Below are 12,624 nucleotides of genomic sequence, written 5' to 3' on the forward strand. Positions count from 1 at the left end.
CATTGTCCCTATGCCAGATAGCATACACAAAGACCATGAACTATCTATACAGATTTGCTCAAATTTATGTGAGAAAATTCAAACAAACTGAATAATTTGTAAACAAGCTGAATGTTCCTGAAAATGGCTGCTTTGGAAGTAACTACTTGCCTTCTTTTTTGCGGCTCACTCTCTCTAACAAAACGCCGCCAACAAAGTAGACTGTTGCAAAAGCAATCACGATCCCATAGGACCAGGAGACCGTTTTTCCCACGGAAGGTTGTTTTTTACTCATCTGTACTTTCCTTGAATATGCATATCTCAACATTACGTTCTCTCTACACAATACGCTCCGGCCAGCCAAACAGTCACAGAAAAACGCTCTTCTCACGATGATAAGAAGAGATCAGAGGCATATGTACATTGCACATATTTAACAATAAAAATATGCGATTGAACAGCCTGGCTGCTTAATCAACTGCGTTTGATGAGAGGAGGGAGATAAAAGGGAGCGCAAAAAAGAAAGTGCTTCCAACCCCTTCAGTGCTTTCGACCCAGATACGGCCACCATGGCTCTGGATAAACTCTTTGGCCAGATATAATCCCAGGCCCAGACCACCAACCGAATAATCCCTGTTTTTCGCCCGATAAAAGCGCTCAAAGATATGTGGCAGATCCTCGGCAGTGATACCCGGACCTTGATCCTTAATCCACAGCAAGATGCCTGAAGTATACGTATCATTCGCATCAAAAGGTCGGCCGCCGACCTCGATCACGCTCCCCACAGTGCTATACTTAACGGCGTTCGTCAAAACATTATTAAATACCTGAGCCATACGATGAGCATCAAAGTGTCCCATAAGCCTGACGCGAGAGAAGAAATGTTCGAGGTTAAGCTCGATGCGATAGCCTTTATTGGTGCGAGCATAGTAATCAACCAGCCGACGAAGCAGCGGCAGCAGGTCTTGTTGAACGGGATGCAGTTCAAAAGTTGCTCGCTCGAAATACGATTGATCCAGAATCTCGTTCACGAGATAATGCAGGTATTCACTCTGCTCCACAATACTCGAAATCGCCGTCCTCTGGAAAGTATTCAGACCTTCCATCCCCTGCTCACGCAGGATATCGCTAAATCCCAGCACGGCCGTGAGGGGAGTACGTAGTTCATGGTTGACCATCGTCAGAAAATCAATCTTCTGCTGCTCCGCCATCTTCTGTGCCGTGATATCTTGAAAAGCGATCACCGCCTCCGTAATATTTCCGCCCGTATCCAGACGAATCGGGGCCGTCGAGCTCAGCAGGATCGCCTGACTTCCATCCGCTCGCCGCACTACTAATTCCTGGCTACTCACCGTTTTGCCCCACAGAGCATGGATCAGAGCGAAATTCCAGGGCAAGGTCGATGACTCAAAGCGAGAGCTACTGGGCTCTAACTGATTTAGCGATGCCCCTAATAAGTTCTCATGCTGGATACCCAGCAACAATGACGCCACAGGATTGGCGTAACTGATAGTGCCGCTGGTCGCTTCAACCAGTAATATACCTTCCGGTAGCTGATCCAGGATGGTATGAAGGCGCTGCCGTTCATGCTCTATTACAGCATGCAAGCGAGCACTGGTCAGGGACTCAGCCAGCAGAGGAACAGATCCTTCAATAGATTGCATCAAGGAGACAATCTCTGATTGTGGCTGCGCAAAGGCAATCACCAGAGCCCCTTCACAGAAATCGTTGTACCACATAGGAATGCAAAGTATGGTTTTGGCGTCGGGCACAAGATTGGCGATGACCTCCTTCTCAAGACCATTCTTGAAGGTCGCCGGCCAGGGGTGCAGCAGCGAACTACGCTCGTGCAAGGCTCTAATCAGGAAGGATGAGCGGTCATAAGGCAAAAACGAGACATGATGCTGCAAGGCAGGATCGCTCCCGGGAAGATATAATGCCAGGGCACGAAAACATTGCTGCGTGGCATCTGCAGCATAGACGGCGCTGGCCAGGGGCTTAAAGGTGGTATTAATCACCTCAAGCGCGGTGGCCGCGATGCGCTCCGGATGCAGGAGTCCTCCAATGCGATGGGCGATACTTTCAAGGAGCGCCATGCGCTGTTGTTCGGCCTCTAATGTCTGGCTGGTCTGTTGCAGAGTCGCCTTTGTTCGTTCGGCTTCTTGCTGCGCCTGAACTTGCTGTGTCACTTCATTCAACGTCAGCAACAAATGAGTCACCTGACCATCGTCATTGCGGTGAGGAATCAAGCTCCAATTCCAATACGTTGTGCCACGTACAAAAGCTTGAGAAGCATAGGTATCAACCTGATACGCCACTCCTGTATCAGCAACGCGTTGAAATATATCGATGCTTTTGGACTCCCTGGCATAGGGAATAAATTCGGTGAGAGTATGTCCAAGAGCTTTTTCATCTTGCCATTCGGGATCAAGGCTGGCATGGAAGCTAGCATTTGCTGCAATTAACCGAAAATCTTGAGCATCGAATAGAGCAGCTCCAATTGGCAGATGAGCCAGCATGATCTCGGCATAGCTTGGAAGTGCTGAAGAGGAATGATGCCTCATGAAATTTGACGTTCTCCTTTTTTGTTCATACCTTCCAGATGGAAATTTCTTCATCACAACAGCTTTTCTCCTGAGACTGCCAGATAAAATGACTGGCCGCAGAAATCGGGAGACTGCATATCTAGAAGTGCACGTTCATAGAGAACATTTAATTCTTGTTGGGTTGCCACGCCCCATTGGATCAAAAAGGGTTGGAGCAACTTCAGCGCCGTTTTACAATTTGTAAACCAGGGTCCATTCCCTTTGCGACCCGCCGAAAAATTAAGAGCATACGCTTTTTGTTGAATGGCCTGAAAATCATGCTCTTCCAACAAACGCGGCAGCATCGCAGAGATGCCAAACATATTCCCCTCGGGAGCAAAACAATGTCCCGCGCGTCGCATCGCCCCAACCATCAGAGAATTGTACAGCTCCAGCGAGCCACTCGTACTCACCCCAAAGTTCTCTCCCTCAATCAGGCAGAGAGTACCGCCCGGCTTGAGTACTCTGCGGCATTCAGCAATCAAGCGCGGCCAGGCCGACACATGCATAAAAGCAGTCATGAAACGAGCGTGCACCACATCGAAGGACTGATCAGGAAAATCGAGCGCAGTACGGATATCCATAATGCGGAAATGGGCATTAGGAGCAGGCAGATCTCTCACCAACGACATCGCATAAGCGATCATCACCTGACTGATATCCACGCCCGTCACCTGCATATGTGGATAGAGCTGAGCAACATCCAGCACCCATTGGCCTGGACCCGAGGCGATATCAAGCACATTCTTCACAGCCGTGAGATCAAGATGAGAAGGAAATAATTCGCCCATATCCTCACCGATCAAACGTGCCTGCATCATCACGCGAGCCATCTCTGCTGCATTTTCCGCATCGACAACATACGTACTATCATTCGAGAAAGCTATGTTCTCAGACATCCTGCCACTCCTTCTTGCAATAATCCACCAGAACCTTCTTCAGTATTTCTTGCAACACGCCAAACAAGAGACCATTTTCTCGTCTTAAAGGCCACTCGCATTTACATTGTATGCAAATATAGCGCTATATTTCCCCGTATTGTAATGCATTGTAAGACATTGGACAAGAGGGCAAATAATACATATCCAGGCAACAAGATGATCTCTTTGTGAGCCGCTTCCAAGCGTCAAATCATATCTTTACTCAAAAATATATCAATATATCATCACAATTTTACATATTATATGGCATTACGAACCATCATACAAGATGGCGAATAGCACAAGTATTAAAATGCTATCCATCACTTAAAATATCATAGCACCTATAGTATATGTGTTTTTATAGTGCTGAAAACACCAGTAGCGTTGCACCAAGAAGAACATGCTCACGCGACAGCGTAATTGGCTCAGCTGGCCGCCATGCTTATGTTCTCTCAAGCACACTCATTACTTGCTTGACAGTCTGTTGAAGATGATAACGCATGGTACTGGCAGCACGAGGCAGATCGTTAGCCTGACAGGCGGCCAGAATCGCACGATGTTCCCTATCGGCACGCCTGGTATCTCTGGGAAGATCTGTGTAGAGGTGCAGGTACGCATTGGAGGCATTACGTAAGTCTTCGATCATCGTCAAGAGCCGTGGACGCTCTCCCAGGTGATACAGTTGTATGTGGAACTGGTAATTCAACGCAACAAAACGAGTGGCATCGGTGGTGGCAGCCATCTCATCCAGGATAGCTGTGAGCGCAGGGGCATCCTGCTTCTGGAAATGCTCGGCGGCCTTCTCGGTAGCCAGCACTTCCAGGGCGATACGAATTTCATAATGCTCAACCAGGTCTTGAATGTCTGGCAAAAACACCGTGACGCCTCGATGGGGGTCAATTTGCACAAGGCCTTCACTTTGCAGCAGCCCAAATGCCTCGCGAACGGGTGTGCTACTAACCCCCAGGCGTTGCGCGATCTCGTTCTGGCGCAATCTGGTGCCTGCCGCTAATTGTCCTGTGGTGATTTCCTGGCGGAGTACAGCCGCAACCTGCTCTGCTATAGTGTGTTTGGTGAGCGGGCCGTTTGTGCTGCTTTTTCCTAAGCGTGAGTGTATATTCATGGCTTTCATTGTTCTCCTTGACATATGCATAATATATTATGCATAATATATACTATTCAGAGACGCTTTGTCTAGAGTGACGCAAAGAGGGACTAACTGCCCCTCAATATGCGTCTGGTTGCATCTCCGAAGGAGATAGAAGTCTATACAAACAGGCATGGATGCTGTGAGGGATTTTTCTTCAAGGCGCCCATGGTCAGATCAGGAATAGGAAAGGAACAAGAGATGGCTTATAATCCTTACGAACACTTGCCAAAATTACCCTTATTTGAAGTCACAAGCGAAGATGTACAAGGCGGCGAGCGATTGCCCTTACCACAGGTCAGCGGGATCTTTGGCGCAGGTGGAGAGGATCTTTCACCTCAACTTTCATGGCACGGATTTCCTCAGGAAACGAAAAGTTTTGTGGTCACAATGTATGATCCTGACGCTCCTACTGCGAGCGGCTTCTGGCATTGGGCAGTTGTGGATATCCCGGCACAGGTGACTGAGCTTCCTCGTGGGGCCGGTGACGAGAAGGGCTCGGGTCTTCCACAAGGAGCATTTCAATTGCGCAACGATGGCGGTCAAGCTCGCTATATCGGTGCGGCACCGCCTGATGGTCATGGAAAACATCGCTACTTTATTGCTGTACATGCAGTGGATGTTGAGTCACTGGGCATCAGCAAGGATGCAACGCCGGCATTTCTGGGCTTCAATCTCTTCTTCCACACGCTAGGCCGAGCTCTCATTGTGCCATGGTATGAGGCTTAGGATTCCAGAGGCATAAGCGACAGAGAAGCATCTGACCGTAGATAACGGGAACAGCCATTAAGCAAGCTCCTTCTTTCCAACTTCGTACCAATGAATCAGGCGCTTGCATGGCTGATCCCCTTGATTATAGCCCATGACGTTACCGAGACTCAATGCGAAGCCAGGCTACGGGTGCACTTCATTTTTTTGCCATCGGAACGCTTCGAGATGCAGTATTCCCGTAATCAGTAGCATCGCACGCTGGCGTGCGATGTCCCTGTGACTCGTACGAGCCAGCAGGATCTCGGCGCACCACGCTGACCAGCTTGATCGTACGTCGAGTGGGACATCGCACGCCAGCGTGCGACGCTACACGGTCTTCGCTTCGCTTGACCTCTTTCTGCTTGCCTCCCAGGGCAAAACGGGGCAAGATTGTCTTTAAGTGCTTCAGTCACGGTGAGGATCATCTCAGTATTTATATGATCAGAGTGAAAGAGCAGAATGATACTCGCTTCCTGCTCCAGATATTGTCTTATATGTGATTGAAAACCAGGAGTCACTCCACCATGCATTCGAAGTGGAGAAATCATGGAGTCAAAATCGATGGTATGCCTTGAATGTGCATAACATGGAGGAATCCGCCAGGATAGAAGTAGCCTGCGATGTTGAGTGCGGTGAGGCCGAAAAAGAGGATCAATATCAGGGCAATAATGAAGCGATCAAATGAGCGCGCATGCAATTCAAGCAGCCAGGTACGCTTACCAATCCCAAAGCAGCGCAACTCCATCGCGTTGATAATATCCTCAGCGCCAATAATCGAGCCAATCACCAGGGGGACAATTAGAGGTGCCAGGCGGGCGATACGTCCAAAAATGCCTCCACGAAGCTTATCCAGCTCAAAGCCGCGAGCACGTTGAGCATCCATGGTGGTACTGAAATCGCGACCAACCGTCGGAAGAAAGCGGAATGTCAGGTCGAAGGCATAGGCGATCGAATCGGGGACACCCAGACCTCTGACGGCGACGGCGATCTGTCCAGGATTGGTGGTGTAGGGGAGCGAGATGGCGATAAAGGCGATACTGAAATTGCGTAGCGCCTGCGTGATCAGGAAGGTGATGTTTTCAACGCTCAACGGCAAGGAGGCTAGTCCGATAAAGGGGGGATGCGAGGTAAAGCCAATAAAAGGAAAATAGGTCAGGATATGTTCATTTACCAGATCAGTACCACGGACAACATGGCCTCCAGTCAGGAAGAAATTAGCGAGAATGATCATCGTATTGAGAACAATGATCAGATACCAGGCTTTTTTCGTCTCGGGCCACGTCAAATAAGACTCTCGATAGTAAAAGGCTGCAGCCAGAAAACCAAGCAGGATGATCCAGAAATTCGATGTTTGCGCAACTGCCAGGCTAAAAGCCAGCAGCAAAAGTAGTTTAGCTCTGGTATCCAGGCGATGCACGGGCGAGTCCCGTTCTATATAGGGAAAGTTGATAAGCATTGACAACTCTCTCTTTCACTTATTTATAGTATTTTAGATCACTTCGATAATATCAATAGCTCACTAAAATATTTTTCATGCACAGATGAAGTATATCGACGATAGACGTTGTTTTCGCCACAACATCTATCGCCGCAATCAATCCTGTACCAATCAGGAACGACCCGTTCTACGCACGGCCGCCGTGTAAGCGATCAGCAAGATGGGCAGCAAGATCAGTCCATTAATCAGATCCGAGAGGCCAGCCGGAACAAAATCCCCAAACGTTGCCGTCTGGAAACTATATTTAGAAACCCAGATATCTGTATATGATGCAAAACCAATACCGATGATAATACCAATGGCGCTAAAGACCTCTGCCAGAAGGATGTTGCGTCGACTGCGATAACGCGCCAACGTATACAGTACAACCAGACCTGCGATAAAACCAATTATGGCATTACCAAGATCCCAGTTCCAGTAGATGCCGTATCCTGAGATGGCATCGCCCAAAATATTGCCCACACCACCGACAAAGAGACCTACCAAAGGGCCAAATAGTACGGCAAAGAGCAGGGGGATAACAACTGCGGGCCGGAGTGATACGTTGCCTGCACCTGGAAGTTGGAGAATATTCGTTACATAGCTTAGCCCTCCATAGAGAGCGGCTCCCAGCGCTGCATAGACGATACGACTGACATTAATTTCCCAGATCTGCGCCAATCTGGATGGCTGAGATGAGCGTTCTTCTGACACTGCCATGAACGTACATCCTTTCCTCGTGATTACGAGCTAGAAAAACAAAAGATAAGTAAGTGAAGACTATATGTCTCCATGAGCTAGCGAGCCAGCAGATAGTTATCCAACGGCACGCTGCTCGGACAATATATGATGAAGCAATGAGGTGGGACGCAGATTACAAGAGGTCAACAGATCTGGTTGATCCAGAACCTCCAGTGGTGCGCCGTCGGCCACAACGTTGCCTTCACGCAAAAGAATGACGCGCTGGGTGAAACGTAATGCCAGGTCGAGATCATGGGTGATAAATAACAAAGCGTCCAGTTCTGGCAATGCGCGTAGATGTTCAATAAAAGAAATATAGGATTTATAATCCTGACCAGCGGTCGGCTCATCCAGCAAAAGAACCCTGGCCTGCATCGAGAGGACAGAAGCGATTGTCACGCGCTTTTGCTGCCCAAAGCTCAAAGAGAGTGGCGAGCGTTGCGCGAATTCCGCCACATTGAGCGCCTCGATCGATTGCTGCACGGACGTGGCCAACTTATCAGCCGGGAAGCGTAGGTTTGTTGGTCCAAAGCTGACTTCTTCGCGCACGCTGGGAGCAAAGAGCATGGCCCCAGGACTCTGGAAGACATAGCCGATCCGAGAAGCGACCTGAGCTACGCTCAGCTTACGGGTGTCATCGCCATACAGCAAAACACGCCCCTGGCTGGGACGCAATAAGCCTAAAGCTTGCTTCATCAAGGTTGTCTTACCCGATCCATTGGGACCGAGGATGGCGATCGTTTCGCCCGCATGAACATCAAAAGAGATGCCATGCAGGGTCTCCTCTGCCGAGCCGTTGTAGCGATAACGCACCTGCTCAAACGAGAGGACCGGCCTGGTATTGACACTGTCGCTCTGTCTGGCAATGATAGGTTTGATCAAGCTCTCCCGCGCTTTGCCGGGATCAGGGAGCAGACGCAAGGTTGCAGAGATTGGTAGCTTCACCTGTGTAGGGTCAGCGATCTGCATAAAGTCCTCGGCGCTTCCAAAGAACTTCTGGCGGCCCTCGCTCATTAGCAGGACCTTGTCCGGATGCAAGAGCAACGCTTCTTCGACGCGATGCTCAACGATGATCACAGTATGTCCGCTGGAACGCAGATCGAGGATCAGCTTCTCCAGCTTATCTACCACACTGGCATCCAGGCTAGCGAAAGGCTCGTCGAAAAGCAGAATCGAGGGACGCATCACTAACAGGCCTGCGGCCGCGATCTGCTGACGCTGTCCGCCCGACAGGGCAAACGTCGAGCGTTCAAGTACATGCTCAAGCTTGAGTTGCTGTAATACCGCGAGGATACGTTCACGCATCTCCTGACGCGGTGTTCCCAGATTCTCCAGCCCAAAAGCGACCTCTTGCTCAACGATACTACCAATAATCTGCTTATCGGGATCTTGTAGCATCGTCCCAATCTTCTGCGCTCGCTCATGGAGCTTCATGCCAGCGCTTGGCTCTCCCAGAATCTGGATCTCTCCCGACAGCTTGCCCTTGTAACTATGGGGAATGAGACCGTTCAAGCACTTAATCAGAGTGCTCTTGCCACAGCCACTTGGGCCAGCAATCAAAAGGAGTTCACCGGCTTGCAAGGTAAAAGAGATATCTTGTAGCGCCGGCAGTGGAGGATCAGAAGAATTCGACTGGGACAATTTACCAGTATTATACGTAGTAGAGGGATCATCATCATCACCATAGTTATACTGGAAACTTAGTGCATTCACAACTATAGCAGGAGAGGGTAATATATTCGATTTAGTATCCTCATAGCTGCTCATCAAAGACCTCCACATGACACATTTTTCGCCACGTTCAATAGAAATTACAAAGAAACTCAGGCTCAAATGGCTTAAAACCGATCAAATCATAGTGTTGCTTTGAATAATACAAGGGATACTTCTATTTGTCAATATTGACTTAGTTGATCAACATTATTATACACCAATATTACGTTTTTTCATAGCCAGGTTTCCTCTCACATACGCATCGCGCTGCCCTTCGCCCCTGGCATCAATGCTCGCCAACGTAGCGCCGTGGTCTTGCGCCCAATACTTCTCAGTTAAACATGTTTCTTTTCTTCTGTTGTTCACCATTGTGATGGTCAGAAAACGGATCTCATGCGATGACCTCCTGGGGTGGGGAGGGCTTTTTGCTCTTCCACTCCTGTTCACGTGGATCCACCCCCTCTGGTCGCTCCCAGATCTTCACAAAATCGAGGAAGCTTTCTCCTGGAGCAAAGGTCGCATAGGGAGGGACGTCCCGCTTTTTTCGATGCCATTTCTGGTAATACAGCTTGAGCTCCCGTCGGTTCATGCGGACACGCTGTGCGGGCAAGAGCGTGAGCATGGACACGTGTCGGATGAGGCGGTCCAGCAGCCAGCTTTGACACGAGGGATCAGCCAGAAGACTCTCTCTGATTGCTTCTTTGAGTGCATGCTTGGTCTGCGTAAAGCTGATCTGATCCGCATCGACCTGTCGCTGAGCGGCTGCCTCCCATTTCACCGCGCTCACCGCATAGTGAGCCAGGAAAAGGGCGTACACCTCTTGCTTTACCCCCTCAGGCGTTCGTGAGCGCAGCACGTTGATCTGCTCTCGCAAGGACGATTTGATTTCTTTCAACATCGTCTCCACTTCCCAGCGTTCACGGTAGATCTCGATGAGTTCACTGGCAGGGTAAACCTGTTCATCCAGCAGCGTCGTTGCCAGTCGATAGCATCGTCCGGGCGTGCCAAATCTGGCATCTGTCATCACATACTCGATCACACGGATCGTAACGGGGCGTGTCCCCTGATGGTTGCTCGCACGACGATTGGGGGTGACGGTGGTCAGATAACTTCCATCGCTGAGACGTTTCTCGACGCGACGTCCCACGGTGCTGCTCAGTGCACATATCACCTGGGCGTTGAGCGTATCCTGCACGTGTTCAAAAAACCAACTGCTGAAAAAGCCACAATCCCCCAGAATGAGCATGTCGGATCTCACGTGGGGAAAGAGCTTGGGCAAGGCATGGATCTCGGCCTGCGCGTGCGTTCCCAGAACCACATCAAGCACGCAACGACTTCCACATTCTATGAGTGCCACCGCTTGAATTTGGGGATAGGGACCCTCACCATGCTGGTTGGAGGAACGCCCAAACGCTTCGACGTTGGCCGCCGTATCAGGCACATTGAACTTGGTCCCATCAAGAGCTACCAGACGATGCCCTCGATAAAAGGAGGCGGGGTGACGGCTGCAATGGGCTCGCGGGCGACAGCACGCGATCATGACGCGATGGAGGATGTCCGCATCAAAGCGTTCCCGTTGATAGCTGATCGTTCCCGTCGAGAGGGATGGGAAGATCTCTGATGGATGCAGCAAGGCAAAGGGATGGGCCAGTGCATGCCACACCCGGTGCTGAGACTCGTCGGGGCAGAGCCCGTTCATGAGCAGTTGAAGGAAGAACAGGGTTCGAGTAAAGACGCGTGTGCGGCGTTGCTTGGCTGGGAGCAAAGATGCAAAGCACGTATCGAGGATCTCTTGCGGGAAGAAGGACAGCAACAGATGTCCGTTGAGCTGGTCACTCAATTTGTCTTGAGCCTCAATATGGCGTAAACTATACATGAAGAAGTTCCTTTCTGGCGACTGGAATATCGGTATAAAAAGAGTGTGCCAGAAAAGAACTTCTTTTTCTATCTCTCTAGGATATTTTTCTTTGCCTAACTGAGAAGTATTGTGGTCTTGCGCCCGGCGACCAGTTCACGTACGAAAACGTTCACTATCAGGCTCTGTATGCATAATTACCTGTCTTTTCGATCAAGAAGAACAGGCAGAAAGATCTTCATAGCATGATCTTTCTCTTCTTTCAACATCGCGTGAAAAATTGAACATTACGTACGTCACGAGTCCGCCAGGCGCAAGACCACGGCGCTACGCCTGCTTGCTTGCTCTCTTCAGTGGAGCCATATGCTTATCTGGAAAGTAGATTACAGATGGCCGATCAATTGCATCAATTGTGTCATTTCACGCCCACCATCGTGTACTGCGACGGGCAATACAAGCAATTCATCAAGACCAGAGGAGAGCAGCGTAGTGAGACGATCCGCAATCGCAGTTTCGCTGCCGGAAATGACCAGACTATTGATCAGGCCATCTGGCATCGTCCCGTCGGCGGCAACCGGAAAGCCAGAATCGGCAAACATGCCAGCATAAAACGGCAGTTGCCCATAACGGCTGATCTGAGCACGTGTTGCATCCAAGACCGCCTGGCGATCCTCGCTCACAGCCACCAGCACATGGCCAACCAGAGGAGGTACCGGACGTCCGCTATTGCGTGCCGACTGTTGCAGAGCTGGCAGCGCTGTCTTGAGCAGATAGGGAACCGGACACAGCCATGGCAGAGCTCCATCAGAGATCTCACCTGCCAGCTTGAAAGCTCCCTCGCGTAACGTTGAAATGAGAATCGGTATCTGAGCGGTGCGCGGCAGGCTTGTCTTCACAGTAAAGAATTTCCCTTGATAGTCGACCTTACCCTCCCAGAGGGCAGATCGCACGATCTCAACATACTCACGCAGATGCTCCAACGGTTTCACCATCGAGAAGCCATAGACACCCTCCATCGTGGGTCGATGGCTGGGACCAATGCCGAGCCGCAGGCGTCCGGGAGCCAGATCATTAATCGCCAGCGCCTGCCCAACCATGGTCAGTGGATGCCTGGGATAGGTGGGCACAATCGCTGTTCCTAAACGAATGCTGCTCGTCTGGACAGCCGCCGCAGCAAAAGTCGTCAAGGTATCAACCAGGACCGGCCCCTGTGTGGTCCAGATCTGCTTCACACCTGCTTTCTCCGCCTCAACAATCATCTTGACGAGAGTCGCCGCATCGGGACCGTTGGTGACTAATCCCACGCGCTCGCGTATCGAGCGCGCTGCAACAACTGCCCCATCAGTAAAATCTTCATTTGGCATAGATATACTTCCTTCCAGCAACAGATAAAAAAACTCTCCATTTACTATACTTATATAAGCGACTTCTTCTTCTTATTATTCCCGATCGAC

11 protein-coding genes are annotated in these 12,624 nt (G+C 50.1%); 1 reads left to right on the forward strand and 10 read right to left on the reverse strand.

Annotated elements, in window-relative coordinates:
• Positions 1–142 precede the first annotated feature (142 nt).
• From AC27N8_RS05825 to AC27N8_RS05840, 4 genes are all read right to left on the reverse strand, one after another.
• Positions 143–274: a hypothetical protein gene (locus tag AC27N8_RS05825; protein ID WP_487064882.1), complete on the reverse strand. Its 132-nt coding sequence runs from the start codon at positions 272–274 to the stop codon at positions 143–145.
• 175 nt (positions 275–449) lie between these two features.
• On the reverse strand, positions 450–2,543 hold the full coding sequence (locus AC27N8_RS05830; protein ID WP_487064884.1) for an ATP-binding protein: 2,094 nt from the start codon (positions 2,541–2,543) through the stop codon (positions 450–452).
• Between the two features lie 53 nt (positions 2,544–2,596).
• Positions 2,597–3,463: a class I SAM-dependent methyltransferase gene (locus AC27N8_RS05835; RefSeq protein ID WP_487064886.1), complete on the reverse strand. Its 867-nt coding sequence runs from the start codon at positions 3,461–3,463 to the stop codon at positions 2,597–2,599.
• Positions 3,464–3,929: 466 nt separating this feature from the next.
• Positions 3,930–4,610, reverse strand: a complete 681-nt coding sequence (locus tag AC27N8_RS05840) for a GntR family transcriptional regulator (RefSeq protein ID WP_487064888.1) — start codon at positions 4,608–4,610, stop codon at positions 3,930–3,932.
• A gap of 225 nt (positions 4,611–4,835) precedes the next feature.
• Between AC27N8_RS05840 and AC27N8_RS05845 the strand changes: the two genes are divergently transcribed.
• Entirely contained in the window at positions 4,836–5,363 is a 528-nt protein-coding gene (locus tag AC27N8_RS05845) for a YbhB/YbcL family Raf kinase inhibitor-like protein (RefSeq protein ID WP_487064890.1), read from the forward strand.
• 178 nt (positions 5,364–5,541) lie between these two features.
• Here AC27N8_RS05845 and AC27N8_RS05850 read toward each other — a convergent pair whose 3' ends face one another.
• The 6 genes from AC27N8_RS05850 to AC27N8_RS05875 all read right to left on the reverse strand — a co-directional run bounded on the left by AC27N8_RS05850 (position 5,542) and on the right by AC27N8_RS05875 (position 12,534).
• Entirely contained in the window at positions 5,542–5,772 is a 231-nt protein-coding gene (locus tag AC27N8_RS05850) for a hypothetical protein (RefSeq protein ID WP_487064892.1), read from the reverse strand.
• Between the two features lie 156 nt (positions 5,773–5,928).
• Complete coding sequence (locus tag AC27N8_RS05855; protein ID WP_487064894.1) at positions 5,929–6,840, reverse strand: energy-coupling factor transporter transmembrane component T family protein; 912 nt, start codon at positions 6,838–6,840, stop codon at positions 5,929–5,931.
• Positions 6,841–6,993: 153 nt separating this feature from the next.
• Positions 6,994–7,581 (reverse strand): ECF transporter S component, encoded by a 588-nt coding sequence (locus tag AC27N8_RS05860; RefSeq protein ID WP_487064896.1) that lies wholly within the window; start codon positions 7,579–7,581, stop codon positions 6,994–6,996.
• A gap of 96 nt (positions 7,582–7,677) precedes the next feature.
• Positions 7,678–9,369, reverse strand: a complete 1,692-nt coding sequence (locus AC27N8_RS05865; RefSeq protein ID WP_487064898.1) for an ABC transporter ATP-binding protein — start codon at positions 9,367–9,369, stop codon at positions 7,678–7,680.
• Positions 9,370–9,706: 337 nt separating this feature from the next.
• The gene (locus AC27N8_RS05870; protein ID WP_487064900.1) at positions 9,707–11,191 is read right to left on the reverse strand and encodes an IS4 family transposase; all 1,485 of its coding nucleotides are present in this window, start codon (positions 11,189–11,191) and stop codon (positions 9,707–9,709) included.
• Between the two features lie 362 nt (positions 11,192–11,553).
• On the reverse strand, positions 11,554–12,534 hold the full coding sequence (locus AC27N8_RS05875; protein WP_487064902.1) for an LLM class flavin-dependent oxidoreductase: 981 nt from the start codon (positions 12,532–12,534) through the stop codon (positions 11,554–11,556).
• Between the last annotated feature and the right edge of the window lie 90 nt (positions 12,535–12,624).

Source organism: Dictyobacter sp. Z7_2 (genome assembly GCF_057551105.1).